Origin of the sequence: Methylobacterium sp. ARG-1 (assembly GCF_001262595.1) — a bacterium.
Classification (GTDB): domain Bacteria; phylum Pseudomonadota; class Alphaproteobacteria; order Rhizobiales; family Beijerinckiaceae; genus Methylobacterium; species Methylobacterium brachiatum.
The window spans coordinates 91,801-118,087 of record NZ_LHCD01000012.1 but is presented as its reverse complement, the minus strand read 5'-3'; the positions used below and the strand labels follow the sequence as shown (position 1 = coordinate 118,087).

Below are 26,287 nucleotides of genomic sequence, written 5' to 3'. Positions count from 1 at the left end.
GCCCATAGGCTCGGCGGCAGCATTCGATGGGTCAACGTGGCAGGACAGGGGTTCCCACCGACGACCGGGCCGTGACTACCCGGTCGCCGCGCGCCCTTCAGCTCAGGCGGCGGTATCCTTCGACGAGCGCTCGACGCGCTTGCGGTCGTTGGGATCGAGCACAGTCTTGCGCAGGCGGATTGACTTCGGCGTGACCTCCACCAGCTCGTCGTCCTGGATCCAGGCGAGCGAGCGCTCCAGGGTCATCCGGATTGGCGGCGTCAGGCGCACGGCCTCGTCCTTCGAGGTGGTGCGGATGTTGGTCAGCTTCTTACCCTTGAGCACGTTCACCTCGAGATCGTTCTCGCGGTTGTGCTCGCCGATGATCATGCCCTGATAGACCTTCCAGCCCGGCTCGATCATCATCGGGCCGCGGTCTTCGAGGTTCCACATGGCGTAGGCCACGGCCTCGCCCTTGTCGTTCGAGATCAGCACGCCGTTGCGGCGTCCGGCGATTTCGCCCTTGAAGGGCTCGTAGGCCTTGAACAAGCGGTTCATGATCGCCGTGCCGCGGGTGTCGGTCAGCAGCTCGCCCTGGTAGCCGATCAGGCCGCGGGTCGGGGCGTGGAACACGAGGCGCAGGCGATCACCGCCCGACGGCCGCATCTCCAGCATCTCGGCTTTGCGCTCAGACATCTTCTGGACGACGACGCCGGAATGCTCCTCGTCGACGTCGATCACGACCTCCTCGATCGGCTCGAGCAGGTTGCCATCCTCGTCCTTCTCGAAGACGACCCGGGGACGCGAGACCGCGATCTCGAAGCCTTCGCGGCGCATGGTCTCGATCAGGATGGCGAGCTGCAACTCGCCGCGGCCGGACACGTAGAACGAGTCCTTGTCGGCCGCCTCCTCGATCTTAAGCGTGACGTTACCCTCAGCCTCCTTGAACAGGCGGTCGCGGATCATGCGGCTCGTGACCTTGTCGCCCTCGGTGCCGGCGAGCGGGCTGTCGTTCACGATGAACGACATCGTCACGGTCGGCGGATCGATCGGCTGGGCCTGGATCGGGGTCTCGACCTGCGGATCGCAGAAGGTGTCGGCCACGGTGCCCTTGATCAGGCCGGCGATGGAGACGATGTCGCCCGCCTCGCCGATATCGATCGGCGCGCGCTCCAGGCCCCGGAAGGCGAGGATCTTCGACACGCGGCCGGTCTCGACCACCTTGCCGTCGCGGGAGAGCACCTTGATCTGCTGGTTCGGCTTCACGGTGCCGGAGGCGATGCGCCCGGTGATGATCCGGCCGAGGAACGGGTTGGCCTCAAGCAGGGTGCCGAGCATCCGGAACGGCCCTTCCTCGACCTTGGCGGGGGGGACGTGCTTCAGCACCAGCTCGAACAGCGGCTCTAGGCCCACCGACGGGTCGGCCTCCGGGCTGTCTGCCATCCAGCCGTTGCGGCCCGAGCCGTAGAGTATCGGGAAGTCGAGCTGCTCGTCGGTGGCGTCCAGGGCGGCGAAGAGATCGAACACCTCGTTCACCACCTCGGTGATGCGGGCGTCCGGCCGGTCGACCTTGTTGATCGCCACGATCGGACGCAGGCCAATCTTGAGCGCCTTGCCGACCACGAACTTGGTCTGCGGCATCGGCCCTTCGGCGGCGTCGACCAGCACGATCACGCCGTCGACCATCGACAGGATGCGCTCGACCTCGCCGCCGAAATCGGCGTGGCCGGGGGTGTCGACGATGTTGACGCGGGTATCCTTCCAGAGGACCGAGGTCGCCTTGGCCAGGATTGTGATGCCACGTTCCTTCTCGAGGTCGTTGGAGTCCATCGCCCGCTCCTCGACCCGCTGATTCTCGCGGAAGGTGCCGGACTGGGCCAGCAGCTTGTCGACGAGCGTCGTCTTGCCGTGGTCGACGTGGGCAATGATGGCGATGTTGCGCAGATTCATGGCGGCCCGAAACGGGTTGTGCCGGCTCCCTGGCGGCCGCGCGGCGCGGCCGTCCGCGCCGGGTGAGGTACGGTCGTGGTGGTTGCGTCGCAATATAAGCCCACGCGTCCGCCCGCAAGGCCGTCGCGCACATGCCGGCCTTTCGTCGCGTGCGTCGTACCCGGCTAAACTACACGTGGCGCCAGGATTTTTCTGTCGGATACGTCGCGGTAGGCGTGCCGGAAGTCTGCATGGCGCGACGTTTTCAGGAGAAGTCGCTGCATTCGACGGCTCCGGTGCCGTAGACGGACTCGGTTTGCCGGCGGTGGCGATTCGCCGCCCCTGCCCCGACGTCGGTCGCATTGCCGGACGAGAATGGAGCGAACGCTGTGAGCAAGAAGGTGGCTCTCGTGACAGCAGGCGGCAGCGGCATGGGGGCGGCGGCCGCCCGGAAGCTCGCGGCCGAGGGCTATGCGGTCGCGATCTTGTCGTCGTCCGGCAAGGGGGAGGCGCTGGCGCAGGAGCTGGGCGGCTTTGGAATCACCGGCTCGAACCAATCGACCGAGGATCTGGAGCGCTTGGTCGGCGGGGCGATGGCCCGGTGGGAGCGGATCGACGTCTTGGTCAACAGCGCCGGCCACGGGCTTCGGGCGCCGTTGCTCGACATGACGGACGCGCAATGGCACGCCGGCCTGGACACCTACCTCCTGAACGTGGTGCGGCCGGCGCGCCTCGTGACGCCGGTCATGCAGGCGCAGCGTGCCGGCGCGATCATCAACATCTCGACCGCCTGGGCCTTCGAGCCGAGTCCGATGTTTCCGACCTCGGCGGTGTTCCGGGCGGGGCTCGCCGCGTACACCAAGCTGTTCGCCGACACCTACGCGGCCGACAATGTCCGGATGAACAATGTGTTGCCCGGCTGGATCGACAGTCTGCCCGCCACGGAGGAGCGCCGGCAGAGCGTCCCGATGGGCCGTTACGGAAGCACGGACGAGATCGCCGCCACGATCGCGTTCCTCGCCTCGGACGGGGCGGCCTACATCACCGGTCAGAACCTGCGCGTCGACGGCGGCCTGACCCGCTCGATCTGATCCGGCGTCCCGCGCGGATTGCGCAGGCGCAAGTTCTGAGCCGTAGCAGTGCCGCCCTACGGCCCTGTTGCCCTATATGACGCTGCAATGACGCTGCTGTCTCGCATCGGGGAAGCGGAGTCGCGCCGACGGACGCAGCGCTGCCGGAGCCCAATTCCTCGGGCCCGGCCGGGGGCACCGGTCCGTTGACGCGCCCCCGAAGCCCCGCTCCCCGGCAGGCCTTTTGAATGGAACTGCGACCCTCAATGGCGTTCCGGCTCGGATCTGTGCGCGGGCGCACGACAAACCCGCATCGACTCCGCCAGTACGGGCGCACACCGGACGGACGCGATGCGCGAGCTTGAGCCGCGACTTTTCCCGTATATCTGGCGCTACTCCAAGGCCGACCAGCTCAAGATCTGCGCGGTGGTCCTGGCGTCGCTGCCATTCTACTTCGCGTCGCTCGATCTGCCGAAGCGCATCGTCAACGACGCGATCACCGGCAAGGCGTTCGCGCATGGCGAGGCGACCGCTCCGTTCCTCGAGATCACGATCGACTGGCCGGCTCCGCTCGGCGGCGGGACCACGCGGCTGTTCGAGGGGTTTCAGTTCGACCGGTTCGAGCTGCTGCTGGGCCTGTCGACCCTGTTCCTGGCGCTCGTCCTGATCAACGGCGCCTTCAAGTTCTGGATCAACCTGCAGAAAGGCATCCTCGGCGAGCGGATGCTGCGCCGGCTGCGCTTCCAGCTATTCTCGCTGATGCTGCGCTTCACCCCGGAGGCGCAGCGCGAGGTGAAGTCGTCCGAGACGGCGACGATCATCCGCGACGAGGTCGAGCCGATCGGCTCCTTCATCGGCGACGCGATCGTGGTGCCGGTCTTCCTCGGCACCCAGGCGGCGACCGCCCTGGCCTTCATCATGATGCAGAACGTCTGGCTGGGCCTCGCGGCCGGCGGGATGGTGGCGGTGCAGATGACCGTGATCCCGCGGCTGCGGCGCCAGATCATCCTGCTCAGCCGCCAGCGCCAGATCGCCTCGCGCAACCTGGCCGGCCGGGTCGCCGAGGTGCTCGACGGCCTGCCGGCGGTGACGCTCAACGACACCGGCCGCTGGGAGCGGGCCGAGATCGGGGGCCGGCTCTACAGCCTCTACGACCTGCGCCTGCGCATCTACCGCCGGAAATTCGCGGTCAAGTATCTCAACAACCTGCTCGCACAGGTTACTCCGTTCCTGTTCTACGCCATCGGCGGCGTGTTCGCGCTCAAGGGCGAGCTCGATATCGGCCAGCTCGTGGCGGTGCTCGCCGCCTATCGCGACCTGCCGCCGCCCCTGAAAGAACTGATCGACTGGGACCAGCAGCGCCTCGACGTCGAGGTGAAGTACGAGACCGTGGCGGCGCATTTCGGGCCGCAGCGCCTCCAGCCCGCGGAGCGGGCGATCCAGGGGTCGCCGCCGCGGCTCGGCAGCCCGCTGCGGGTCGAGGCGCTGGCGCTGCGCGATCCCCAGGGGGGCCTGCCGATCGAGGTCGGCGACATCCAGGCCGACCTGCCCGGCCAGCTCGCCCTGGTTCCCCCCGGGCCGGTCGCGCAGGAATTCGCCCGCGTGCTGGCCGGCCTGCGCGTTCCCCCCAGCGGCACGGTGCGGATCGGCGATCACGACCTGTCCACCCTGCCGCGCGCAACCCGGTCCCGCCGCATCGCCTTCGCGGATCTCGAACCGGTCCTGTTCCCCGGGACGGTACGCGACAACCTGCTCTACGGATTGCGGATCAAGCCGCTGCGGACCAAGGGCATCGACCTGAGCAAGACGCGGATCAACGAGGCGGTGAAGACCGGCAACCCCGCCGACAGCATCGACGATCCGTGGATCGACTACGGCCGGTTCGGCGTCCGCGATGCCCGGGAACTCGACGAGCGCCTGCTCGACCTGCTTTTCCGCCTCGATCTCGGCGACGACCTGTACCGGTTCGGCCTCGGCGCCCTCAGCACGGTGGTCCACGATACTCCAGCGGGCCAGCGCATGATCGCGGCCAGGGAACATCTGCGCGAGCATTTCGCCCGAAGCGGGCTCGCGGACCTCGTGATCCCGTTCTCCCGCGGAACCTACAACCAGCAGGCGACGGTGGCGGAGAACCTGATGTTCGGGGTGCCGCGCGACCCGAGCCTGACGGATCCGCGGCGGCTCGCGGGCGTGCGGCTGTTCCGAGAGGCGCTGGAGCGGGTGAAGCTGCTGGACGACCTCGACCGCATGGGCGTGGCGATCGCCCAGAACCTCAAGGACATCTTCGCGGACGTGCCGCCCGGTCACCCGTTGTTCCGACGCTTCTCGCTGATCACCCCGGACGCGCTGCCGGATTACCTGCGCCGGCTCGCCCGCCTGCCCGCGGAGGGCCGCCTGGACGAGGCCGACAGCGTCGCGTTCCTGGCGCTGGCGCTCGCCTATGTCGAGCCGCGAATGCGCTTTGGCCTGCTCGACCAGCCGCTCAAGCTCCGCATCGTCGGTGCCCGGGGCGTAGTGCAGGCGTTCATGCACGGCCATGACGGCTGCGACATCGAATCCTACGATCCCAACCGGATCAACCCGCGCAGCACGGTGCTCGACAACCTGCTGTTCGGCCGCATCGACACGGCCCGGATGCACGGCGAGGCGATCATCCAGCGCGAGGCCCGGGCGGTGTTCCGCCAGTTCGACCTCGAGCGCCCGGTCCAGAGACGCGGCCTCGACAAGGAGGTCGGCAATCGCGGCCAGCTCCTCACCGATCGGGTGCGCGTCCGGATCGGCCTGGGCCGGGCGCTGCTGCGCGACCCGGAGATCCTGGTGGTGGACCGGGTGAGCGAGCAGCTGGAGCGTGGCGTCGAGACCTTGCTCGACGTGACCGCGGCGGTCCTGCCGCGTGCCAGCCTGGTCGCCAGCGTGTCCGGTGAGGCCGACGTCGCCCGTTTCCCCGCGCGGCTGCCGCTGCGGCCCAACGAATCCCGCCTGCGCAACGCAGCCGAATGATCCCCGCGCTGACGGCCTGGACACCGCTGCGGTGGCGTGCGCGTTCGATCAGCCGCGACCCACGACCCGCGTCGCCCGGCGGTTTACAGTGCGGGCCGTCTCCAGCACAGGATGTCCGACATGCCCCAATTATCGGACGCGATCGCGAGTTCTGCCCGGACCCGCCCGAGCCTCGCCGGCCTGCCGCGCCTGGTGCCGCCGCACCCGGCCCTGGCGGAGCACGAGCTGCCGCTCCCGGCCTATCTGCGCTCGATCCGTGACAACGGTCTGGCGGGCTTTCCCCGGCGTGCCTTCGAGGAACCGATCACCCGCCGCGGCCTGCTCGGCCGGTCGAGCTACGTGCTGAGCGATCCCGAGGCGATCCGCCATTTCCTGGTGGAGAACCAGGCCAACTACGCCCGCACCAGCGGCACGGTGCGGATCCTGCGCCCGATCCTTGGCGACGGGCTGCTGATCAGCGAGGGCTCGGCGTGGCGCCACCAGCGCCGGACCCTGGCGCCAGCCTTCACGCCCCGGGCGATCGACGGGCTGGTGCCGCACATCGCCGCCGCCGTGGACGACGGCATGGAGCGGATCGTTGCCGAGGCGGCGGCGGGTCCGATCGACCTGTTCATGGCCTTCCACCGGCTGGCTCTGGAGATCGCCGGCCGGAGCATGTTCTCGGTCGGCATGGATCAGTACGGCCCGGAGCTGCGCGATTTCATCGCCGAGTACAGCATCAAGATCGGCCGGCCGCATCTCCTCGATATCGTGATCCCGCCGGGCTGGCCGGTGCCGCTCGATTGGTCCCGGTCGCGCTTCCGGCGACGCTGGATCCCGTTCCTCGACCGGATCGTCGCGGCGCGCCAGGCGGTGACACGCGAGGCGGGCCATTCCGGCGACCTGCTCGACCTGCTCGCCACCGCCCGCAACCCGGATACCGGCGCCCCGTTCAGTGCCGCGGAGCTGCGCGATCAGGTGGCGACCATGATCCTGGCCGGCCACGAGACCACGGCCGGGACCCTGTTCTGGGCCGCCTACATGCTGGCGCTTGCCCCCGAATTGCAGGAGCGGCTCGCCGCCGAGGCGCGAGCGGCCGACCTCACCGACCCGACCCATTGCCAGAGCGACGGGCGGCTGCCGCTCATCCGCGCGACGGTGGACGAGACGCTGCGTCTCTACCCGGCGGCCTTCGTCATCGTCCGGCGGGCCCTCGGCCCCGACACGATCGCGGGTCACCCGGTGAAGAAGAGCGACATCGTCATGGTGAGCCCGTGGGTGCTCCATCGGCACCGGACGCTCTGGTCCGATCCGGAGACCTTCGACCCCGGCCGCTTCCTGCCCGGGGCGAAACCGCCGGCCCGCTTCTCCTACCTGCCGTTCGGGGCGGGCCCGCGCGTCTGCATCGGTGCGCAATTCGCGCTGATCGAGACGGTCCTGTCGTTGGCGCGGCTGCTCGCCCGCTTCCGGCTGGAGCTGGAGGACCGCGAGCCGATCCTGCCGCACGCGGTGGTTACCACCCAGCCGCAGCGTTTCGCCAAGTTCCGGCTGATCCCGCGGGATCCGCTCAGCCCCGGATCCCCGTGATGGTCGTCGAGACCGCCCGCGGGTCGCGCATCGGCCAGCGTCTGCTCTCGACCTGAGCCAGGAACGCATCGAGCAGGTGATTGTAGGCGTCCGGCTCCTCGACGCTCAGCGCGTGGCCCGTATTGGGCAGGATCGCGAGGGCGGCCGACGGGATGACCCGCTTCAGCATCAGGCTCGGGGCGAGGCAGGGCCAGTCCTCGTCGCCCGAGACGATCAGGGTCGGCACGGAGATCTGCGCCAAGGCGTCCTGCAAGTCGTAGAGCGAGGGCCGCCCCTTCTGGACGCCGGCCTGGGTGTTGGCCGAGCCGGTCGCGGAATGCTCCGCCAGCATGCGCTTGAACTCGGCGTGCCCGCGGGGGTCCTTGGTCTCGAACTGCACGCGGGTCGGCCCGTAGGCGTAGCGCTCGGCGAAGGCCTCCATGCCGTCGCGCCGCAGGATCTCCGCCGTGGCTTCAGCCTCGGCACGGAACATCTCCTGCCGGTCCGGCTCCGCGCCGTAGCCGCAGCCGCCGAGGCACAGGGACAGGGCGCGATCGGGGTGGCGCAGCCCGAAATGCAGGGTCGCGAAGGCACCCATCGAGATCCCGGCGACATGGGCCCGAGGCTCCCCGATGGCGTCGAGAATCGCCAGGATGTCGTCGGCGGCACGGGCCTGCGAGTAGGCCGTGACGGATTCCGGCACGTCCGAGGGCGGGTAGCCTCGGGCATTGAACGCGATCGCGCGGTACCGCCGGCCGAAATGGCGCAGCTGCGCCTCGTAGCTGCGGTGATCCCCGGCGAATTCGTGCACGAAGATCAGCGGCGTGCCGGTGCCGCTCTCTTCGTAATGAAGTCGGACACCGTCATCCGTGGTGGCGCTTGGCACGGTCAATTCCCCGACGCGGTCGACGGTCAGCCGCCGCCGTGCGGACGAGATGGGGCGGGAGCGCTGCCGGTCGAGGCCCCTCGAAAAGGCGAAGCCGCACCCGGCTCAGCGGGCGCGGCTCGCGCAGGTTCGTGTCGGCGGTGGCGCGTGCGGCCGGGCTCAAGCGGCCTTCTTGGCGGCCGGCTTCCGTCCGACCTTGTTCGCCGCGACCTCGGCGAGCTTGGCCGCCAGCTTCGCATCGAGCTTGGCCGAGGCACCGAGCGGAAGCTCGATGTCGAGGCCCAGCGTCGAGACGCCCTCGCCGCGCTCCAGGGTGACCTTCACCTTGTCCGGCTCGACCGAGACATGGTTGGCGATCACCGCCAGGATCTCCTCGCGGAGCTGGATCACCAGGTCGGGGCGACCCGACTCGGCGCGCTCATGGGCGAGGATCAGCTGCAGGCGGTCGCGGGCGACCGCGCCGGAATTGCGCTTCTGGAAGATACCGAGGATGCTCATGCCGCCCTCCGCATGAACAGCTTGTCGAGGAAGGACTTCCGCTCGGTCGGCATGCTCATCGGCACGTCCTCGCCCTTCAGCCGGCGCGCCGCATCGGCGTAGGCCCGCGCCGGGGCGCAGAGGGGGTTGTTGAGGGTGACCGGGCAGCCGAGGTTCGAGGCGCGCAGCACCTCCTGGCTCTCGGGGATGATCGCCAGCAGCGGGATCGACAGGATGTCGAGCACGTCCTCGGTCTTAAGCATGTCGCCGCGGTCGGCCCGCATTGGGTCGTAGCGGGTGAGGATCAGGTGCTTCTCCATCTCCTCGCCCTTCTCCGCCTTGGCGGTCTTGGAATCGAGGAGGCCGATGATCCGGTCGGAGTCGCGTACCGAGGAGACCTCGGGGTTGGTCACCACCACGGCCACGTCGGCGTGGTGCATCGCGAGCTGGGCGCCGCGCTCGATGCCGGCCGGCGAGTCGCACACCACCCAGTCGAACCGCTCGCGCAGCTCTTCCATCACCCGGGCGACGCCGGCATCGGTGAGCGCGTCCTTGTCGCGGGTCTGCGAGGCCGGCAGCAGGTGCAGGGTGTCGAGCCGCTTGTCCTTGATCAGGGCCTGCGGCAGCTTGGCGTCGCCGTTGACCACGTTGATGAGGTCGTAGACCACCCGGCGCTCGGCACCCATGACGAGGTCGAGGTTACGCAGGCCGACGTCGAAATCGACGACGCACACGCTCTGCCCGCCCTGCGCCAGGGCCGCTCCGAGGGCCGCGGTCGTCGTCGTCTTGCCGACGCCGCCCTTGCCCGATGTGACGACGAGAACCTTTGCCACGCGTCGATCTCCCTTGATCCTGAGCTTACTAGTCTAAGCTTGCCATTCGGATGTTGCCGCCATCGAGCCAGACCTGAGCGGCCTTGCCGCGCAGGGCCGTGCCCATGTCCTCCGCCGTCCGCACGAGGCGGTCGATCCCCAGCAACTCGGGCTCGAATTTGCGGCAGTAGATTCGTGCCCGCGGGTTGCGCGCCGCACCGGCGATCGCACGGCCCCGCAGGGCGCCGTAGACGTGGATCGACCCGCCCGCCAGGATCTCGGCTCCCGAGGAGACGGAGCCCATCACGGTGACGTCGCCGGTCGGGTTGATCACGCTCTGTCCGGAGCGCACCGAACCCTCGACGGTGATCGACGTGACCACCTGCGGCTCCGGCTCGGCGGGAGCCGCCGGGACCTCGACCTTGTCCGACGGGCGCCCCTGCACCAGCAGCGGCGGGAATCCGGACGCGACGGCGTCGATCCCCTCGATCCCCAGGACCGCGATGCCGCGGGCCTTGAGCTCGTTCATTAACGTTTCGAGCGCGTCCGGCTCAGGCTTGAGCTGGGCGCAGTCCAGGATCACGGCCCGGCCTTTCAGCAGGGTCGGCGAGCGCTTGAGCGCCGCGTCGAGACCCGCAAGCCACTCTGGAAGCGGCGGCTCGGGGGTGAGGGCCAGGCCCTTGAACGCCCGCCCGCGAAGGCTGAGCGGCCGGGGCGCAGGAGCCGCCGCTGGGGCGGTCTCCGGGTCTTCGATCGGCTCGGGGAGGGTTTCGCTCATGTCGGCCCGTTAAGAGTCCTTACCGGACCATTGACGGCGGGCATGGTTACCGAAGGGTTAAGTTTTGGATCCGGTCGGCAAATTCTGCCGGGATCCTGGGATCGGCGGACCCAGGGGTCGGTGCGGCCCGCGGCCAGAGGCGGCCCACCACCGCATGGTTTCGGGCTCGCACCGTCGGATCGTACCACGCGACCGCGCAGGGTCGATCCTGGCTAAGCTCTTAGCGCGGATCGCATTTACCGATGCGACGCGATTGCTGGGACCTGTGCGGTGAATCTGTCATGCGCGATATTCGCGGGACGCTGAACATCACCGCGCGCACCGCTTACCGCGGTTGGAAGCCCACGCGATCCCGGCGCAGCTTGGCCCGATCCTTCGCATGTTCATCAATATCTCGGGCTGGTTCTCCCCCCTTCAGGCTCTGTCCCTGCGTCCGCGCGTGCCGTTGGCTGAGCGGCGAACGCGCGGCCACGCCGCCCGCTTTCCTCATCCCCGCTCAAACAAACCCAGCTTGATCGCATCCTCCACCAGCCGAACCTCCACGGCCTGGCCGCGGAAGGCCGGGTCGAGGTCGTCGGCCGCGCGGTAGAGGCCGTCGATCGCCACCAGTTCCGGCTCGAAGCGGCGGCACCAGATCCGCGCGCCCGGGTTGCCGGCGGCGCCCGCCACCGCCCGGCCGCGCAGGGCGCCGTAGACGTGGATCGAGCCGCCGGCGATCACCTCGGCGCCCGAGGCGACGGCGCCGAGCACGGTCACGTCGCCCTCGAGATGCAGCACGGTCTGGCCGGAGCGCACCGGCGCGTCGAGGATCAGCGAGCGCGCGGCGTTTTCCTTGAGCGCCGGCTCGGGCGGCGTCTCCTCGCCCGGTGTGGCGACCTCGCCGGCCGGGCGACCGCCCGACAGGGCCGGCGGCAGCTCGGGGGTGAGGATCGACGGCGGCGCGCCCTCGATGCCCAGGATCGCGATCCTGCGGGCTGCGAGTTCCGCGAGCAGGCCGTCGAGATCCTCCCGAGTGAGCTTCAGCCCGGCGAGGTCGAGGATCACCGGCCGGCCGGCGAAGAAGTTGGGCGCGCGCCGGTTCAGGGCGTCGAGGTCGCCGAACCACTCGGCCACGGGCGGTATCGGGGCCAGCACAGTGGCCATGAAGGAGCGGCCGCGGAAGCGGATCGGCGGGCGCGCCGGCTCGGATGTCGGCTGGGTCACGGGCGTTTTCGGTGGCGTGAGGATGTCTGACGCATCCATGCGGCGCGGCTGCGCCCGGGGCAATCCCGCTCGGCGCAGTGTGACGCCTTGCTCGGCCCGCCGGTGCATTTCTGTTGTAGAGAGGTCGGCCAGCCCAATCCGGACGAGACCGTTGAGCAGCGTACACGCGCCCAGACCCTTCGTCGTCGACGACCTGACCCAGGCCAATCAGCGTCGGGCGGCCGATCCGCGGGCCTCGGCCTGGGTCTCGGCCAATGCCGGGGCCGGCAAGACCAAGGTGCTCACCGACCGGGTGGTGCGGCTGCTCCTCGACGGCGCGCCTCCGGGCCGGATCCTGTGCCTGACCTTCACCAAGGCGGCGGCCGCCAACATGGCGATCCGGGTGTTCCGCCTACTCGGCCGCTGGGTGACGCTGGACGATTCCGCGCTCGCCGCCGAGCTGGAGGCGCTGACTGGGGAGCGGGCCGACGCGGAGCGGTTGCGCATGGCCCGGCGGCTGTTCGCCCGGGCGGTGGAGACGCCGGGGGGCCTTAAGATCGAGACTCTGCACGCCCTGTGCGAGCGGCTCCTGCACATGTTCCCGTTCGAGGCGAACGTGCCGGCCCGCTTCGTGGTGCTCGACGAGACCAAGGCCCGGGAGATCTTCGACATCGAGATGGCCAACGTGCTGGCCGATGCGGTCTCGAACGGCGACACGCCGCTCAGCGCCGCGCTGGCGCGGGTCACCCCGGAGGCCACCGGCGACACCCTGCGGGCGGCGATCCGCTCTGCCTTGCGCGCGCGGAGTCTGATCGGCGACCGGGCCCGGATGGACCGGTCCTTCGAAGACTTGCACGGGGCTTTGGGGCTTGCCGCCGAAGAGAACGCGGAGGCGCTCGAGGCCGCGATCCTGGAGGGCGGCCCGGGCTGCCGCCCCGAGGATCGAGCGGCGTTAATCGAGGCTTTGCGCACCGGGAAGGCCAACGACGAGAAGCTCGCCGATGCGCTGGCGGCGGCCGAGGCCGAGCGGGTGCAATCGGAGGGCCTGGCGGACCGGTCCGAGGCGCTCGATCTCTACCGTGGGGTGTTCTTCACCCAGAAGGACGAGCCCAAGGCCGACAGCAGCCTGGGCACCAAGAGCGTCCCGGCGGCGGTGAAGGAATGCCTGATCGCCGAGCGCGACCGGCTGGCGCCGCTGTTCGATCGCCTGCGCGCCGCCCGGGCCCATGCCCGGACGCAGGCGCTGTTCCAGCTCGCGGCCGAGATCCACCGCCGGGTCGAGGCCCAGAAGGCGCGGCTCGGGGCGCTGGATTTCGATGACCTGATCCACAAGGCGCTCGACCTGCTGGCCCGGGTCGGAGCCGGCTGGGTGCTGTACAAGCTCGACCGCGGCATCGACCATGTGCTGGTTGACGAAGCGCAGGATACCAACCCTGAGCAGTGGGAGATTCTGCGGGCGATCACCCAGGAATTCGCCGCCGGCGAGGGCGCCCGGGCCGGGACCCGGACCCGCTTCGCGGTGGGCGACCCGAAGCAGTCGATCTACGGTTTCCAGGGCGCCGAGCCGCGGGAATTCGCCCTCACCCGGGCGTCCTGGATCCAGGAATCGCGCGCGGCCGGTCTCACCTTCGAGGATGTGCCGCTGACCCTGTCGTTCCGCTCCACCGGCCTGGTCCTCCAGGCGGTCGACGCGGTCTTCGCCCTCGACGCGCATAACGAAGGCCTGTCCTTCGAGGATTCCGCGCGGCGGACGGTCCATGCCAGCGCCCGGCCCGGCGCGCCCGGAGCGGTGGAGCTGTGGCCGATCGCCGAGCCCGAGCCGACACCGGAGCCCGATGCGTGGACGGCGCCGGTGGACGCCCCCGAGACCAGCGCCCCAGCGATCGTCACGGCCCGCCGGGTGGCGCAGGCGGTGCGGACCTGGACGAGCCAGGGCGACGCCACCGGCCGGGTCTGGCGCCCGGGCGACGTGCTGATCCTGGTGCGCAAGCGCGGGCCCGCCTTCGAGGAGGTGATCCGCGCCCTGAAGAATCTCGGCGTCCCGGTCGCCGGCCAGGACCGGCTGGAAGTCTCCGCCCATATCGCGGTGGCCGACCTCGTCGCCGCCGGGCGGGCGGGGCTACTGCCGGCCGACGACCTGACGCTCGCCACCGCGCTCAAGACGCCGCTGGTCGGGCTCACCGACGAGGATCTGGTGCGGCTCGCCGCTCGCCGCGACCTGTCGGAGACCCTGGAGGATGCCCTGCACCGCCACGCCGAGGCCGGGGATCCGGCGGCGATCCGCGGCCTCTCCGCGCTCTCGGACTGGATCGCGCTCGCAGGGCTCCACGGCCCGTTCGGCTTCTACGCGCGGCTCCTCGGGCCGCAGGGCGGCCGGGCGAAGCTGGTCGCGAGGCTTGGCGGCGAGGCAGGGGACGCCATCGACGTGTTCCTGGCCGCCGCCGCCCAGGCCGAGACCGGCGAGGACGCGCCCTCGCTCGGCGGCTTCCTGGCCCGCTATGTCGGCACCGAGGCCGGCCACACGGTCAAGCGTGACATGGAATCGGGCCGCGACGAGGTAAGGGTGATGACCGTGCACGGGGCCAAGGGCCTCGAGGCGCCGGTGGTCGTGGTCCTAGATGGCTGCGAGCCGCTGGGGCGCAACGACCCGCCGCTGCTGCCGCTCGCCGCCAACGGTGCCGCGCTGCCGCCGGTCTGGTCGAGCGGGAAGACGCAGGATTGCGCCGCAACCGGCGAGGCCCGCGCGGCCCTGCTCGCCCGGGCGCGGCAGGAGCACAACCGTCTGCTCTACGTCGCGATGACCCGGGCGGCCGACCGGCTCATCGTGGCTCCGTTCCGGGGCCACGAGCGCGAGAGCGAGGCGGCCTGGTGCCGGATGGTCCAGGCCGGCCTGGAGGCCGCCCTCGGCGCCGGCCAGGCACTGGAGCTGCCCTACGGCCCCGCGACCTTGTGGCGGGAGGGCACGGAGACGCTCCGCCCGCCGGAGATCCCGGCACAGGCGGCGGCCCGCATGCCCGAGCCGGACTGGCTGCGCAGCCCGGTCCCGCCGGAGCCGGAGATCCCGATCCTGAATCCGTCCGGTGCCCTCCAGGCGGCCGACGGCTCGCGGGTGCCGCCGCCCCGCCTGGCGGATGCCCAGGCGCGCCGCCGCGGCATCCTGATCCATTCCCTGCTGCAGCACCTGCCTCGGATCGAGACGGAGCGCCGGGAATCGGCCGGCCTCGCCTTCGTGCGGGCCCGGGCACCCGGCCTGCCGCGCCCGGTGACCTACGGCATCGTCCGCTCGGTGCTGCGCCTGATCGACGATCCCGACCTCGCCCCCCTGTTTGCCCCCGACGCCCGCGCCGAAGTGAATCTCACGGGCCGCGTCCGTACCGGCGGCGCCGAGCGGGTGGTGCAGGGCCGGGTCGACCGCCTCGCCGTGTCCGCCGACACGATCCGGATCGCCGACTTCAAGACCGGGCGCCCCCCGGCCGAGGACGAGCCCCTGCCCCCCGCAGAAGCCGGCCAGATTGCGCTCTACGCGAAGCTGCTGGGCCAGATCTATCCGGACCGCACGATTCGCCCGATGCTGATCTGGACCTCGGGGCCGGTGATCCGGACCTTGAGCGGCGACGATATCCGCGCGGCTTTGGACCAGGCGGGAATCGCGGGCTGACGGGGGGAGCGGTTTTCGAGGAAGGCGTACGCAACACGGCGCCATCCTCCGGAAGGGCCTTCTCCCGCGTCCCCCCGGCCGACATGTGCCAGCGCACATCGCAATGCGCGCCTCGAGGCGCCCCCATGCATCGGTGGGCGGACTGCTTGACCGGGCGGTGGGGCGTCGCCAATTCTGGTCGAACCGCGCGGGCCCCTGCCCGTCCGAGGCCGCCCGACTGGCGGCCAGTTCCGAAAGGTGACGTTATGGCGACGGTGAAAGTAACCGACGCGAGCTTCGAGCAGGACGTTCTCAAGTCCGCCGAGCCCGTCGTGGTGGATTTCTGGGCGGAGTGGTGCGGCCCCTGCCGCCAGATCGGCCCGGCGCTCGAGGAGATCGCCACCGATCTCCAAGGCAAGGTGAAGATCGCCAAGGTCAACGTCGACGAGAATCCGCAGATCGCCGCCCAGTACGGCATCCGCTCGATCCCGACGCTGCTGCTGTTCAAGAACGGCGAGCGGGTCGATCAGAAGGTCGGCGCCGCCCCCAAGGGCGACCTGTCCCGGTGGATCGGCGCACAGGTCGCCTGAGCCACTGACCCCTTCGACGCAACGACAAAAAGAAAGCCCGGCCGCAAGGCCGGGCTTTCTCGGTTTCGGGACCCAATCCCGTGGTCCCGGGCTTGGCGCCCGGGACCAATCGTTCGGTCTTAGTACGAGCCGAACTTGTAGTTCAGGCCCGCGCGGACGACGGCGAAGTCGTTCGTGTTGCGGCTGGTGTTGCCGGTGACGGCGTAGACCGGCAGCACGGTGCCGGTGTTGAGGGCAGCGCCGACCAGCGGCAGGCCGGTGCGGTTGCGGTCGAGGCTCACGTACAGACCTTCGACCTTGAACGTCACGGCCGACGACCGGAAGAAGTTCAGGAACGAGTCGGTGGGGAGCGCGAACTCAGCGCCGCCGCCGACGGTGTAGCCGGTCTTGAAGTCGTCGCGACGGCCAGCGAAGTTCTGGAAGGCGACGCCCTGGGTGCCCTGGTCGCCGGTGGCGTAAGCGAAACCGCCGGTGGCGTACACGAGGGTCTTGTCGAAGGCGTAGCCGAGACGGCCGCGCACGGTGCCGAAGAAGTCCAGCGTGTTCAGGGTGCCGTTGACCGGGATGAAGCCCGGGTTGATGGCGGCGGCGTTCGTGGCGTAGCGCGGACGGCCACCGAAATCGAGGTACTGCGCGTCGGCCTCGAAGCCGATCACGACGCCCGAGCCCGGGGTGAACTGGTAGTTGTAGCCGATCTGGCCACCGCCGGAGAAGCCTTCGCGGTTATTGCGGTTGTAGATCAGCGACGAGCCGAGCGGCGCAAGCGCCTGATAGGGGGCGAGACCGCCGGCGGTCAGCACGGCCGGGCTACCGCCGGTCTGGACGAAGCCGCGGTTGCTGTCGGTGTCGCTGGCATCGAAAGCGTAGCCAGCGTTGATACCGAAGTAGAAGCCGGTCCAGGTGAACACCGGAACGGGGGTGAACACCGGCGGCGGCGCGGCGCGACGCGGCAGGTCGGCAGCGGAGGCCGCCGCGGTGAGCGCGGTGAACGCCGCGAGAGAGGTGAGAAGCGTCTTCATGTCTGTGATCCCCATCACAAGCCCGATCGAACCCGAAGCTAGGGGATCAAACCTATGCAGGATGTAGCTTCGCGGCCACAGCCAGGGGAAAGCGTGGCCGTGGGAGCGATTTCGCGGCGTCGAATGCGGCGAATCGACGGCGATTACCCGGTGCTAACCAAACCTTCGCGAAAAAGCCAGTGCCCAAGACTAAGGCATGACGCGCCTCACACAGGCGGCGTGTCGTTGGCCGCCAGGACCAGCCCGGCCAGGTAGAGCGAGCCGCAGATCAGGATTCGCGGGGGTTGCTCGAAGGCGATGTCCTTCACCTGGGCCAGCGCAGCCTCGATGCTCGGCGCCGTCCGGGTCGACAGGCCGACATCCTCACCGATTCGCGCTACTTCTTCGGCCGGCCGCGCCGCCATCGAGGTGGTGATCGGGACCGCGATGAGCGCCCGGGCCAGACCGACGAAGTTGCGCAGGAACCCGTCGGCATCCTTGGTGCTGAGGAGACCGACGATCAGGACCAGCGGCACGTCGCTGCGCTCGCCGAGATCGGCCATGGCGGCGGCGAGGATCCGGCCGCCGTCTATGTTATGGCCGCCGTCGAGCCACAGCTCGGCGCCGGGATCGAGTTGCGCGGCCAGCCGACCGCGTCCGAGCCGCTGCAGCCGGCCGGGCCAATCGACCTCGGTGAGGCCCCGCTCCAGGGCGGCGTTGCCGATATCGCCGAACCCGGCCGCCCGCAGAGCCGTGATCGCGGTGCCGGCATTGACCAGCTGATGGCGTCCGGCCAGGCGCGGCCGCGGCAGGTCGAACAGGTCGGTCTCGTCCTGGTAGACGAGCCGGCCGCGCTCCTCGTGGACGGAGAAATCCTGGTTTCCGATCAGGATCGGCCCCGCCCCCACGGCCTCGGCGTGCCGGCAGAGGACGGCGTCGGCCTCGGCATAGTCCTGGGCGGCGATCACGGCCGGGCAACCGCGCTTGAAGATTCCGGCCTTCTCGGCGGCCACCGACTCGACCGTGTCGCCGAGATACTCGGCATGGTCGCGGCCGATCGGGGTCACGACCGCGCAGGCCGGCTGGGCGATGACGTTGGTGGCATCGAGCCGCCCGCCCAGCCCGACCTCAAGGAGCAGCACGTCGGCCGGGCTCGCCGAGAACAGCAGCAGAGCCGCCGCCGTGGTGATCTCGAACATGGTGATCGGCTCGCCGGCATTGGCGGCCTCGCAGCGCGAGAACGCGTCGGCCAGCCGGTCCTCGTCCACGAACTGGCCGCCGCCGATCCCGCCAAGTCGAATCCGCTCGTGGAACCGGACGAGATGGGGCGAGGTGTAGACATGCGCGGCCAGGCCCCCAGCTTCGAGGATCGCCCGCATGAACGCGATGGTCGAGCCCTTGCCATTGGTCCCGGCGACGTGGATCACCGGCGGCAGGCGCCGCTCCGGATGGTTCAGCCGGGACAGCAGCCGCTCGATCCGCCCCAGCGACAGGTCGATGGTGCGCGGATGGAGCGCGAGGAATCGCGCCATGAGGGCGTCGGAGGATGCCATCGCGGCCGGCTAGGCCGCTGCCTGGGCGGGGACCGGCGCATCGCTCGTCGCGGCGTTGGTCAGCAGGCCGCAGAGGCGCGTAATCGTCTCCTTCAGGGCGTGACGGTGGACCACCTGATCGACCATGCCGTGCTCGCGCAGGTATTCCGCCCGCTGGAATCCGTCCGGCAGCTTCTCGCGGATGGTCTGCTCGATCACCCGGGGGCCGGCGAAGCAGATCAGCGCGCCCGGCTCGGCCAGGTGCACGTCGCCGAGCATCGCGTAAGAGGCGGTGACGCCGCCGGTGGTCGGGTTGGTCAGCACGACGATGTAGGGCAGACGCGCGGCGTTGAGCCGGCGCACCGCCACGGTGGTCCGGGGCATCTGCATCAGGGACAGGATGCCTTCCTGCATGCGTGCCCCGCCGGAGGCCGAGAACAGCACGTAGGGGGTGCGCTTCTCCAGGGCGGTCTCGGCGCCGCGCACGAAGGCCTCGCCGGCCGCCATGCCGAGGGAGCCGGCCATGAAGCCGAATTCCTGCGCCGCCAGGGTCATGGGCAGGCCGCCGACCCGGCCGAAGCCGATCTTGAACGCGTCCTGCAGACCGGTCTTGGCCCGGGCCTCCTTGAGGCGGTCGACGTAGCGCTTCTCGTCGCGGAACTTCAGCGGGTCTGTGGCGACCTCGGGCAGCGCCACGTCGAGCCAGGTGCCCTCGTCGAACATCATCTTGAGGCGCGCGGTGGCGCTCATCTTCAGGTGATGCTCGGAGCCCGGGATCACCCAGTGATTGGCCTCCACCTCCTTGTGGAACACCATCTGGCCGGTATCCGGGCACTTGACCCAGAGGTTCTCGGGCGTCTCGCGCTTGAACAGGGTCTTGATCCGGGGGCGCACCACCTCCGAGATCCAGTTCATCGGTTCGACCATCGACTCGCGTCCGTTCGCTTCAAGCTCGCGCTGATATCAGGTGGTGCGGTCCCCGCCGCCAGGGCGCGCGGTTCAGGCGGCCCGCTCGACCCCGCCCGCCCGGACGCCTGCGGCGAGCTCCCGGACCAGCTCCACCACCGCCGGGACCGTGCCGGCCTGCGGCCGGCCCTCGGAATCCAGCGAGCGGACCAGGGTGTCCACCAGCGCCGAGCCGACCACGACCCCGTCGGCGCCCTTGGCGATCGCCGCCGCGTGGGCGCCGGTCTTCACCCCGAAGCCGACCACCACGGGCAGGTCGGTGTGGCGGCGGATGCGGGCGACCGCCTCCGAGACCTTGCCGAAATCCGGCGTCGCCGTGCCGGTGATTCCGGTGATCGACACGTAGTAGACGAAGCCCGCGGTGTTCGCGAGCACGGCCGGCAGGCGGCGCTCATCGGTGGTCGGCGTGGCGAGCCGGATGAAGGCGAGCCCCTTGGCAAGCGCCGGCAGGCAGAGCTCCGAATCCTCCTCCGGCGGCAGGTCGACCACGATCAGCCCATCGACCCCGGCGGAAACCGCGTCGTCGAGGAACCGCTCGACCCCGTAGGTGTGGATCGGGTTGAAGTAGCCCATCAGCACGATCGGCGTACCGTCGTTCTCGGCGCGGAAGCGGCGGACGAGGTCGAGCGTGCCGGCCACGCCTTGGCCGGCCTTGAGGGCACGCAGGCCCGCGGCCTGGATCGCCGGGCCGTCGGCCATCGGGTCGGTGAAAGGCAGGCCGAATTCCAGGATGTCGGCGCCGGCACCGGGGAGCGCCTTCAGGATCTCCAGGGAGGTCTCCGGGTCGGGATCGCCAGCCATCACGTAGGTGACCAGGACGGCCCGGTTCTCGGCGCGGGCACGGGCGAAGGTGGCGTCGATGCGGCTCGGCATGGATCTGATACGGGTTTTCGCGACGTCGGGACCGGATCCGGCCCAGGATTATCTCCGCGCTACACCATCGGCGTCGGCCCGTGAAGCGCTCGCCCCCGCGGCCACGGAGACGGCCGCCCCCGCCTTGTCCTGCCGATCGCGGACTCCATCTCCCGGCGTCCACACCCCCAGGATGATGAGGAGCGCGACATGGCGAAGGCCGACAAGCACCACATGGGCCCGGGCGGTCACGGCAAGGGCTCGGGCAGCGGCGGCATGACCGATCTGCCGGACGGCGTGCTCGGCGAGAACGAGGTCCTGAGCAACCGGGACAAATCCCGCCACAGCGACGAGCGCGGGCTTGACGGCAAGGCGGTCCAGACCGAGCAGTACCAGGACCACGCGGCGAACCGGCAGGCACCCGGCTCCGAGACCGGGGAGTCCTGAGGCCGGTCAACGGGGACCGGGCGGGCAGCGGCCGTGCGTGCGGCGCGGTTGCCCGCCCGCCCCGGCCCGCGTAGCCCTCGGGCATGACGACCCAAGACCTCCCGACGCGCCGCTTCGCCGCCTTCCTGTTCGACATGGACGGGACGATCATCAGCTCGATCGCCTCGGCGGAGCGGGCCTGGACGCATTGGGCACAGAGTCACGGCCTCGACGTCGCGCGTTTCCTTCCGACGATCCACGGGGTCCGCTCGGTGGACACGATCCGCCGGCTCGGTCTGCCCGGTGTCGATCCGGAGGCCGAGGCCGCCGCCATCACCCGGGCGGAGATCGAGGATGTCGGCGACATCGCCGAGATCCCGGGCGCCCGCACGTTCCTGCAAGCCCTGCCGCCCGAGCGCTGGGCGATCGTCACCTCGGCACCCCGGGAGCTCGCCCTGCGCCGCCTGGACGCCGCCGGCATGCCGGTCCCGGCCCTGCTCGTCGCCGCCGAGGACATCGATCGGGGCAAGCCCGCGCCGGATTGTTTCCTGCTGGCCGCCGAGCGCCTGGGCGTCGCGGCCGCGGACTGCCTGGTCTTCGAGGATGCCCCAGCCGGCATCCAGGCCGGCGAGGCGGCAGGAGCCACCGTCGTGGTGGTCTCGGCAACCCACCATGCGCCAATCGAGACACGGCACGCCACGATCCCGGATTATCGGGCGCTGACGGTCGATGCGGCGCCGGACGGGTTGCGCGTCTTGTCCGTTGGCTGACGGTGCTCGATTCGATCGAGAGGGGCAGTTACGGACGACATACGGTCACCAAGAGTCCAGGCGCCACAATTGCCGGTGCACGCACGGTGTCATCCCGGGGCTGCCTAGCGGAGCCCGGGATCCAGATACGGCGACAGATCTCGGTTTTTGACGGCCTGTGGCTCTGGATTCCGGGCTCGCCTGCGGCGCCCCGGAATAACGCGGTCTGTTTTCGCGCCCGCGTTGCGGCGACGATAGACGTTTAGGACGGACGGCCCGATCGCCGGGTCACGTTGCCGGCAAGCGTTGACTTCTCCCCGCCGAACCACGGCAGTATCCGGGCGCAAATCCCAACATCGCGCGGGAGCATCGACCGTATGACCAAGCCGAACGGCGTCCCGGGCCTCTTCGAGACTGCGGAGGGGCAGCGGCTGGTGCAGGCGCGCACCGACCCGGCCTGGCGGCGCTGGGGTCCGTATCTCAGCGACCGGCAATGGGGCACGGTGCGGGAGGATTACAGCGCCGACGGCGAGGCCTGGGATTCCCTGCCCCACGACCATGCCCGCTCCCGGGCGTATCGTTGGGGCGAGGACGGGATCGGCGGCTTCGGCGACCGGCACCTGAACTGGTGCCTGGCGCTCGCGTTGTGGAACGGGCGCGACCCGATCCTGAAGGAGCGCCTGTTCGGCCTCACCAACGCCGAGGGCAACCACGGCGAGGACGTGAAGGAGTTGTACTACTACCTCGACGGTATTCCGACGCACGCCTTCATGCGGATGCTGTACAAGTACCCGCAGAGCGCGTTCCCCTATCAGCGCCTGGTCGAGGAGAACCGCCGCCGCGGCCTGGACGACCCGGAATTCGAGCTCCTCGACACCGGCCTGTTCGACGAAGGCCGCTACTTCGACGTCGAGATTGCCTACGCCAAGGCCGGCCCCGACGACCTGCTGATGCGGGTCACCACCACCAATCGCGGTCCCGAGCCCGCCGACCTCACGCTGCTGCCGCAGCTCTGGGCCCGGAACCTGTGGTCGTGGAAGGCGGGGACCGAGAAGCCCGAATTGTCCGCCGGCTCGGACGGGTCGGTCTGGGCGCGTCATCCGGGCGTGGCGCCGATGCGCTTCTACGCGGAGGGCGCGGCCGAGCTGCTGTTCACCGAGAACGAGACCAACACCCACCGGCTGTTCGGCAGCGGCCCGGAGGCCGGCTTCTACAAGGATGGGATCGACCGACGCGTCGTCCAGGGCGAGGCCGGGGCGGCCAACCACCTGTCCGGCACGAAATGCGCCGCCCGCTACCACCTGCATCTCAGCCCCGGGGAGTCGCGCATTCTCCGGTTGCGCCTGCGCCCCGAGACCGCGCCGGGCGAGCCCTTCGCGGATTTCGACGCGGTATTCGCGGCCCGCGCGGATGAGGCGGACGCGTTCTACGACGCCCTGCAGGAGTCAATCCCCGATCCCGAGATGCGGCTGGTGCAGCGGCAGGCGCTGGCCGGCATGCTGTGGTCGAAGCAGCTCTATCATTACGACGTGCGCGAGTGGCTGGCCGGCGATCCGGCCCAGCCGGCCCCCTCCCCCGCGCGCCGGCACGGCCGCAACGCCGACTGGGCGCATCTGCGCGCCAACGACATCATCTCGATGCCGGATGCCTGGGAATATCCCTGGTTCGCCTCCTGGGATCTCGCCCTTCAGGCGATCGTGTTCTCGCTGATCGATCCGGACTTCGCCAAGAACCAACTACTGCTCCTGGTGGACGAGGCCTATGCTCACCCGAACGCGGCGCTTCCGGCCTACGAATGGGGGTTCGGGGACGCCAACCCGCCGATCCACGGGCTCGCCGCCTGGCGGGTGTTCGAGATCGACCGGGCGCTCACCGGCACGCCCGACCACGTCTTCCTGAAGCGCATCTTCAACAAGCTGACCCTGAACTTCACTTGGTGGGTCAACCGCAAGGATTCCGACGACCGCAACCTGTTCCAGGGCGGCTTCCTCGGGCTCGACAATATCGGCATCTTCGACCGATCGAAGCCGGTCGGCGACGGCGCCACCCTCACCCAGTCCGACGCGACCGCCTGGATGGCAGCCTACGCGCTCAACCTGATGCGCATCGCCATCGAGCTGGCGATGCAGGACCCGACCTACGAGGACATGGCGGAGAAGTTCTTCGAGCATTTCCTGCTCATCGCCGCGGCGACCGGCGACGGCGTCTGGGACGAGGCGGACGGCTTCTTCTACGACGTGATCGAGGCACGCGACGGGAACCGCCTGCCGATCCGGGTGCGAACCATGGTCGGGCTGATCCCAATCTTCGCGGTCACGACGATCAGCGAGCGCCATCTGGAGAAGCTGCCCTCCCTCCGGAACCGGATGGCGTTCTTCCTCAGGAACCGCCCCGATCTGGCCGCCCTGGTCTCGCGCTGGAATGAGCCCGGCGAAGGCCAGACCGTGCTGCTGTCGCTGCTGCGCGGCCACCGGCTGAAGGCGCTGCTGCACCGAGCCCTCGATCCGGCGGAGTTCCTGTCCGAGCACGGTCTGCGGGCGGTCTCGCGCAGCTACGCGGACACACCGTTCTGCTTCCCATGGAACGGCCGGGACATGGGGCTCGCCTACGAGCCGGCGGAATCGCGCTCACGCCTGTTCGGCGGCAATTCCAACTGGCGCGGGCCGGTCTGGATGCCGGTGAATTACCTGCTGATCGCCGGATTGAGGCAGTTCTACGCCTATTACGGCCCGGATTTCCGTGTGGAGGCGCCGACCGGCTCGGGGCGGACCTACTCGCTCCGGGAGATCGCGGAGACGCTGTCCCTGCGCCTCATCAGCCTCTCGATCCGCGGCCCGGACGGGCACCGGCCGGTCTACGGAACGAGCCGGATCGAGCAGGAGGACCCGCATTTCCGCGATCTGGTCCTGTTCTACGAGTATTACGACGGCGATAACGGACGGGGCGTCGGCGCCTCGCATCAGACCGGCTGGTCCGGCCTCGTGGCGCTCCTGATCCAGGAGGTCTCGACAGCAGAGAGCCGGCCGTGACGGGCACGGCCGGCTCGATCGACCCGATGGGCCCCGCTCCTACTCGGCCGCCTGCTGCATCCGCAGCTTCTGGCCGAGCCCGATCTCGCGGGAGATCTTCGAGCGCCGGGCGCTGTAGGCCGCCGAGACCAGCGGGTAATCCACCGGCAGGCCCCACTTGGCCTTGTACGCCTCCGGGGTGAGGCCGCGCAGGGTCAGGTGCCGGCGCAGGGCCTTGTAGGACTTGCCGTCCTCGAAGCTCATGATCGTATCGGGCCGGATCGACGCGCGGATCTGCGCCTCGGTCGGCCGCTTGACCTGACGCTCGACCGGCGCATCCAGCGCGGTGATCGAGCGGTGCACCTCGGACAGAAGGCTGGGCAGGGCACCCGCCGGCACGCTGTTCTTGGTGACGTAGGCGCTTAGGATCTTTGCGGCGAGTTCGACGCTCGGCGAGGTCGTCTGCATGGTCATCTCCTAAGGTTTCTCGGTCGGACGATGCGGCTTTGTCGGGTCGTTAGGCTGCTGTGCTGTCGGCGGCCGATGACGGAGCCCGGAACAGAAATCCGGTCCGCCTCCGGGCAGCGCGTGGCGGCATTATGCGCCCGCTCGCTACGCTTACAACCACTGCGAGCATCTAATTGGCGCAGGTTTCTACTTAGAATTGATGAATACGGTCAACGCCGAATCAACATGCGGGCCTAAGAGACGGCATGGGTGCGGTATTGAGGACCCACCGGCCCTGTTGGGGCGATCATCGAGGGTGGCGGAGATGGAGGTTCTGGTCGTCGGCGCCGGCGTGGTCGGCCTGGCCGTGGGGCGGGCCTTCGCGCTGCGCGGGCACGCTGTCATCGTAGCGGAGGCCGAGGAGGCGTTCGGGACCGGCGTGTCGGCCCGCAGCTCCGAGGTGATCCATGGCGGCATGTATTACCCGTCCGGTTCTGCCCGCGCCCAACACTGCGTCGATGGCGCCGAGAAGCTATACAACTTCTGCGCGAACCACGGGGTGCCGCACCGGGCCTGCGGCAAGTTGATCGTCGCGGGCGACGATGCCGAAGCCGACACGATCGCGGCGATCCGGCAGCGGGGCGAGGCCAACGGCGTCCGCGGGCTCGAACTGCTCGACGCCGCAGCGGCGAAGCGCCTGGAGCCCAACCTCGCCTGCACCCTGGCGCTGCACGCGCCTCATACCGGGATCGTCGACAGCCACGCGCTGATGCTCGCGCTGCTCGGGGTGTTCGAGGATCACGGCGGCGCCCTGGCCCTGCGCACGCCGGTGGAGCGCCTGTCCCACCGGGACGGACAGTGGCTCGCGGCTTTCGGCGGCAGCGAGCCGGTCGAGCTGGCTTTCGACGCCGTGGTCAACGCCGCGAGCTTCGGGGCGCCCGCGCTCGCCGCACGCACGGAGGGCTATCCGGTCGAGCGCGTGCCGGTGCTGCGCCTGGCGCGGGGCAATTATTTCGGCTGCACCGGCAAGCCGGCCTTCTCGCGTCTCATCTATCCCGCGCCGCGGATCGACGGCGGCCTGGGCATCCACCTCACCCTGGATCTCGCAGGCCGCACCCGGTTCGGACCCGACGTGGAATGGGTCGAGGGCTTCGACTACCGGGTCGACCCGGCCCGCGCGGACAGCTTCTACGGTGCGATCCGCCGCTACTGGCCGGGCCTGCCGGACGGGGCGCTCTACCCGGACTATGCCGGGCTGCGCCCCAAGCTCACCGGCCCGGGCGAGACGGCGGCAGACTTTCGGATCGACGGACCGGAGGAGCACGGGCTGCCCGGGATCGTCCACCTGTTCGGGATCGAGAGCCCGGGGCTGACCTCGAGCCTGTCTCTGGCGGAGGCGGTGGCCGGGCGGCTCGACGCCTGAG

20 protein-coding genes are annotated in these 26,287 nt (G+C 69.9%); 9 read left to right on the top strand and 11 right to left on the bottom strand.

The window, feature by feature from the left end:
• Positions 1–102 precede the first annotated feature (102 nt).
• Positions 103–1,929 carry a translational GTPase TypA gene (gene typA / locus AKJ13_RS13705; RefSeq protein WP_050733831.1) on the bottom strand — a complete coding sequence of 609 codons (1,827 nt, stop codon included), beginning with the start codon at positions 1,927–1,929 and terminating at the stop codon, positions 103–105.
• A gap of 368 nt (positions 1,930–2,297) precedes the next feature.
• Between typA and AKJ13_RS13700 the strand changes: the two genes are divergently transcribed.
• The 3 genes from AKJ13_RS13700 to AKJ13_RS13690 all read left to right on the top strand — a co-directional run bounded on the left by AKJ13_RS13700 (position 2,298) and on the right by AKJ13_RS13690 (position 7,544).
• Positions 2,298–2,999: an SDR family oxidoreductase gene (locus AKJ13_RS13700; protein ID WP_082316948.1), complete on the top strand. Its 702-nt coding sequence runs from the start codon at positions 2,298–2,300 to the stop codon at positions 2,997–2,999.
• Between the two features lie 330 nt (positions 3,000–3,329).
• Positions 3,330–5,978, top strand: coding sequence for an ABC transporter ATP-binding protein (locus AKJ13_RS13695; RefSeq protein ID WP_050733830.1), 2,649 nt, complete (start codon positions 3,330–3,332; stop codon positions 5,976–5,978).
• A gap of 120 nt (positions 5,979–6,098) precedes the next feature.
• The gene (locus AKJ13_RS13690; RefSeq protein WP_082316947.1) at positions 6,099–7,544 is read left to right on the top strand and encodes a cytochrome P450; all 1,446 of its coding nucleotides are present in this window, start codon (positions 6,099–6,101) and stop codon (positions 7,542–7,544) included.
• On the opposite strand, the gene AKJ13_RS13685 is transcribed toward AKJ13_RS13690, so the two are convergent.
• From AKJ13_RS13685 to minC (AKJ13_RS13665), 5 genes are all read right to left on the bottom strand, one after another.
• A complete protein-coding gene (locus AKJ13_RS13685) occupies positions 7,525–8,409 on the bottom strand; it encodes an alpha/beta hydrolase (protein ID WP_050733862.1) in 885 nt (294 codons plus the stop codon). The genes AKJ13_RS13690 and AKJ13_RS13685 overlap by 20 nt on opposite strands.
• A 159-nt stretch (positions 8,410–8,568) precedes the next feature.
• Complete coding sequence (gene minE, locus AKJ13_RS13680) at positions 8,569–8,907, bottom strand: cell division topological specificity factor MinE (protein ID WP_007561229.1); 339 nt, start codon at positions 8,905–8,907, stop codon at positions 8,569–8,571.
• Entirely contained in the window at positions 8,904–9,719 is an 816-nt protein-coding gene (gene minD / locus AKJ13_RS13675) for a septum site-determining protein MinD (RefSeq protein WP_007561227.1), read from the bottom strand. The genes minE and minD overlap by 4 nt, the downstream gene beginning before the upstream one ends.
• A 28-nt stretch (positions 9,720–9,747) precedes the next feature.
• Positions 9,748–10,476, bottom strand: coding sequence for a septum site-determining protein MinC (gene minC, locus AKJ13_RS13670; protein WP_050733829.1), 729 nt, complete (start codon positions 10,474–10,476; stop codon positions 9,748–9,750).
• 486 nt (positions 10,477–10,962) lie between these two features.
• A complete protein-coding gene (minC, locus tag AKJ13_RS13665) occupies positions 10,963–11,619 on the bottom strand; it encodes a septum site-determining protein MinC (protein WP_047170773.1) in 657 nt (218 codons plus the stop codon).
• A 211-nt stretch (positions 11,620–11,830) separates the two neighbouring features.
• On the opposite strand from minC (AKJ13_RS13665), the gene addA reads away from it, so the two are divergent.
• Both addA and trxA read left to right on the top strand, forming a co-directional pair.
• Entirely contained in the window at positions 11,831–15,316 is a 3,486-nt protein-coding gene (addA, locus tag AKJ13_RS13660; protein ID WP_050733828.1) for a double-strand break repair helicase AddA, read from the top strand.
• A gap of 245 nt (positions 15,317–15,561) precedes the next feature.
• Positions 15,562–15,885: a thioredoxin gene (gene trxA / locus AKJ13_RS13655; RefSeq protein ID WP_007561219.1), complete on the top strand. Its 324-nt coding sequence runs from the start codon at positions 15,562–15,564 to the stop codon at positions 15,883–15,885.
• Between the two features lie 119 nt (positions 15,886–16,004).
• Here trxA and AKJ13_RS13650 read toward each other — a convergent pair whose 3' ends face one another.
• From AKJ13_RS13650 to trpA, 4 genes are all read right to left on the bottom strand, one after another.
• Positions 16,005–16,904, bottom strand: coding sequence for a porin family protein (locus AKJ13_RS13650; protein ID WP_050733827.1), 900 nt, complete (start codon positions 16,902–16,904; stop codon positions 16,005–16,007).
• A gap of 206 nt (positions 16,905–17,110) precedes the next feature.
• Positions 17,111–18,436 carry a folylpolyglutamate synthase/dihydrofolate synthase family protein gene (locus AKJ13_RS13645; protein ID WP_007561216.1) on the bottom strand — a complete coding sequence of 442 codons (1,326 nt, stop codon included), beginning with the start codon at positions 18,434–18,436 and terminating at the stop codon, positions 17,111–17,113.
• A 9-nt stretch (positions 18,437–18,445) separates the two neighbouring features.
• The gene (gene accD / locus AKJ13_RS13640) at positions 18,446–19,342 is read right to left on the bottom strand and encodes an acetyl-CoA carboxylase, carboxyltransferase subunit beta (RefSeq protein WP_050733826.1); all 897 of its coding nucleotides are present in this window, start codon (positions 19,340–19,342) and stop codon (positions 18,446–18,448) included.
• A gap of 72 nt (positions 19,343–19,414) precedes the next feature.
• The gene (trpA, locus tag AKJ13_RS13635) at positions 19,415–20,254 is read right to left on the bottom strand and encodes a tryptophan synthase subunit alpha (protein ID WP_050733825.1); all 840 of its coding nucleotides are present in this window, start codon (positions 20,252–20,254) and stop codon (positions 19,415–19,417) included.
• A 189-nt stretch (positions 20,255–20,443) separates the two neighbouring features.
• Between trpA and AKJ13_RS13630 the strand changes: the two genes are divergently transcribed.
• The 3 genes from AKJ13_RS13630 to AKJ13_RS13620 all read left to right on the top strand — a co-directional run bounded on the left by AKJ13_RS13630 (position 20,444) and on the right by AKJ13_RS13620 (position 24,437).
• A complete protein-coding gene (locus AKJ13_RS13630; protein WP_050733824.1) occupies positions 20,444–20,680 on the top strand; it encodes a hypothetical protein in 237 nt (78 codons plus the stop codon).
• Between the two features lie 83 nt (positions 20,681–20,763).
• Positions 20,764–21,429 (top strand): HAD family hydrolase, encoded by a 666-nt coding sequence (locus AKJ13_RS13625; protein WP_050733823.1) that lies wholly within the window; start codon positions 20,764–20,766, stop codon positions 21,427–21,429.
• A 356-nt stretch (positions 21,430–21,785) separates the two neighbouring features.
• Positions 21,786–24,437, top strand: coding sequence for a glucosidase (locus tag AKJ13_RS13620; RefSeq protein ID WP_050733822.1), 2,652 nt, complete (start codon positions 21,786–21,788; stop codon positions 24,435–24,437).
• 39 nt (positions 24,438–24,476) lie between these two features.
• Here the strand turns inward: AKJ13_RS13620 and AKJ13_RS13615 are convergent, their stop codons facing one another.
• Complete coding sequence (locus AKJ13_RS13615; protein WP_050733861.1) at positions 24,477–24,884, bottom strand: MucR family transcriptional regulator; 408 nt, start codon at positions 24,882–24,884, stop codon at positions 24,477–24,479.
• 304 nt (positions 24,885–25,188) lie between these two features.
• Here AKJ13_RS13615 and AKJ13_RS13610 point away from each other — a divergent pair, with 304 nt between their 5' ends.
• Entirely contained in the window at positions 25,189–26,286 is a 1,098-nt protein-coding gene (locus tag AKJ13_RS13610; RefSeq protein ID WP_050733860.1) for an NAD(P)/FAD-dependent oxidoreductase, read from the top strand.
• Position 26,287: the final 1 nt, after the last annotated feature.

What these genes read in the sequence shown, in the direction of transcription:
- typA (WP_050733831.1), bottom strand. Translation starts at nt 1,929, where the DNA reads ATGAATCTGCGCAACATCGCCATCATTGCCCACGTCGACCACGGCAAG.
- AKJ13_RS13695 (WP_050733830.1), top strand. Translation starts at nt 3,330, where the DNA reads ATGCGCGAGCTTGAGCCGCGACTTTTCCCGTATATCTGGCGCTACTCC.
- AKJ13_RS13690 (WP_082316947.1), top strand. Translation starts at nt 6,099, where the DNA reads ATGCCCCAATTATCGGACGCGATCGCGAGTTCTGCCCGGACCCGCCCG.
- minE (WP_007561229.1), bottom strand. Translation starts at nt 8,907, where the DNA reads ATGAGCATCCTCGGTATCTTCCAGAAGCGCAATTCCGGCGCGGTCGCC.
- minC (WP_050733829.1), bottom strand. Translation starts at nt 10,476, where the DNA reads ATGAGCGAAACCCTCCCCGAGCCGATCGAAGACCCGGAGACCGCCCCA.
- minC (WP_047170773.1), bottom strand. Translation starts at nt 11,619, where the DNA reads ATGGCCACTGTGCTGGCCCCGATACCGCCCGTGGCCGAGTGGTTCGGC.
- trxA (WP_007561219.1), top strand. Translation starts at nt 15,562, where the DNA reads ATGGCGACGGTGAAAGTAACCGACGCGAGCTTCGAGCAGGACGTTCTC.
- AKJ13_RS13650 (WP_050733827.1), bottom strand. Translation starts at nt 16,904, where the DNA reads ATGAAGACGCTTCTCACCTCTCTCGCGGCGTTCACCGCGCTCACCGCG.
- AKJ13_RS13645 (WP_007561216.1), bottom strand. Translation starts at nt 18,436, where the DNA reads ATGGCATCCTCCGACGCCCTCATGGCGCGATTCCTCGCGCTCCATCCG.
- accD (WP_050733826.1), bottom strand. Translation starts at nt 19,342, where the DNA reads ATGGTCGAACCGATGAACTGGATCTCGGAGGTGGTGCGCCCCCGGATC.
- trpA (WP_050733825.1), bottom strand. Translation starts at nt 20,254, where the DNA reads ATGCCGAGCCGCATCGACGCCACCTTCGCCCGTGCCCGCGCCGAGAAC.
- AKJ13_RS13630 (WP_050733824.1), top strand. Translation starts at nt 20,444, where the DNA reads ATGGCGAAGGCCGACAAGCACCACATGGGCCCGGGCGGTCACGGCAAG.
- AKJ13_RS13625 (WP_050733823.1), top strand. Translation starts at nt 20,764, where the DNA reads ATGACGACCCAAGACCTCCCGACGCGCCGCTTCGCCGCCTTCCTGTTC.
- AKJ13_RS13620 (WP_050733822.1), top strand. Translation starts at nt 21,786, where the DNA reads ATGACCAAGCCGAACGGCGTCCCGGGCCTCTTCGAGACTGCGGAGGGG.
- AKJ13_RS13615 (WP_050733861.1), bottom strand. Translation starts at nt 24,884, where the DNA reads ATGCAGACGACCTCGCCGAGCGTCGAACTCGCCGCAAAGATCCTAAGC.
- AKJ13_RS13610 (WP_050733860.1), top strand. Translation starts at nt 25,189, where the DNA reads ATGGAGGTTCTGGTCGTCGGCGCCGGCGTGGTCGGCCTGGCCGTGGGG.